Here is a 1,250-nt window from a genome sequence, read left to right on the forward strand (position 1 = left end):
CTCCGGCAGCTCGACGGCATCCTGAAACGGCAGCAGGGGCGGGGGCTTGATGCAGCGTTTGGGGTCCATATGCCTGGCAACTATATCCTGATGTACGAGTCCCCGCAGGGCGAAAAGCAGCAGGAGATCCTTGCAAAGGCAGACGATGAGCTAGCAGGAATCGCAGGGGAGGTGTCCCGGTGCGGGAGACCCCCGATGCCATCCTCCCTCATCCCGCGGATCCTCATGATCCTCATCTACCCGTGGTTACGGTCCCATGTCCACGATGACGACAGGAAGTTCACGGTCGCGGATACCTGCACCTCCTGCGGGACGTGCTCCGCCATCTGCCCGGCACAGAACATCGAACTGCGCGATGGCAGGCCGGTCTTCCTTCACCGGTGCGAGCTCTGCTGCGGGTGCATCCATACCTGCCCGGTGCAGGCTATCGATGCCGGCAAAAAGACGAAAGGGCGGAAGCGGTACCGGAACCCGGAGGTCAAAACCGATGACCTGAAGATTCCGCGGGGGAATCAGCCCGCAGAACAAATCTGAATGAAAAACCAGGAGATGACCATGACAGAAAAACAAGCACAAAAAAACCCTGTATCGTCCCGGCAGACCATCCGGAAATGGATCCTCATCGTATCGTTCCTGCTCATCCCGGTAACGATCTTCTACATCTCGCCCATCATCCTGATGATGGGGGCAGCAGAAGGCATCGCCACCGGCAGCATGATCCTCCTCATCCTGCTCTTCGTTCTCTCGTTCTTCGTCGCCCGGCTCTGGTGCGGGTGGCTCTGCCCGATGGGGGCATGGCAGGAGATCTGCTCGCCGGTCTTTAAGCACACTGTCCAGGAAGGCTGGCGGAAATACGTGAAATACGGAATCGCGGCGCTCTGGCTTGGGGCGCTCGCGCTCACCATCGTCACTGCCGGGGGGATCCGTTCAGTTGACCCGTTCTATGGCACCGTGAACGGGATCTCGATCTCGTCACCCGATGTTCTGGTGATCGTCGCGGTCATATTCGCGGTCATCTTCATTACCGCCTTCCTCGCCGGCCGGCGCGGGTTCTGCGGCGTGCTCTGCCCGATGGCCATCGTGATGATCGCGGGCCGGAAGATCGGCAACATCGTCAAATTGCCCGCCCTCCGGCTTGCGGCTTACCCCTCGCGCTGCATCGACTGCGGTAACTGTTCGATGACATGCCCTATGAGCCCTGCCGTGATGGGGGTGGTCCATAACGGAGTGCAGGAGATGGGCTCGGTCAG

General features: G+C 60.2%; 2 protein-coding genes. Both read left to right on the plus strand.

The window, feature by feature from the left end; genetic code table 11:
* Nucleotides 1-534 (plus strand): EFR1 family ferrodoxin (locus CW742_RS13765; protein ID WP_292421354.1); only part of this gene is annotated, 534 nt, incomplete at its 5' end.
* Between the two features lie 21 nt (nucleotides 535-555).
* The coding region (locus CW742_RS13770; protein ID WP_292421356.1) for a 4Fe-4S binding protein at nucleotides 556-1,250 on the plus strand (695 nt) is incomplete at its 3' end.

The organism is Methanoregula sp., from assembly GCF_002835825.1.
Classification (GTDB): Archaea; Halobacteriota; Methanomicrobia; order Methanomicrobiales; family Methanospirillaceae; genus Methanoregula.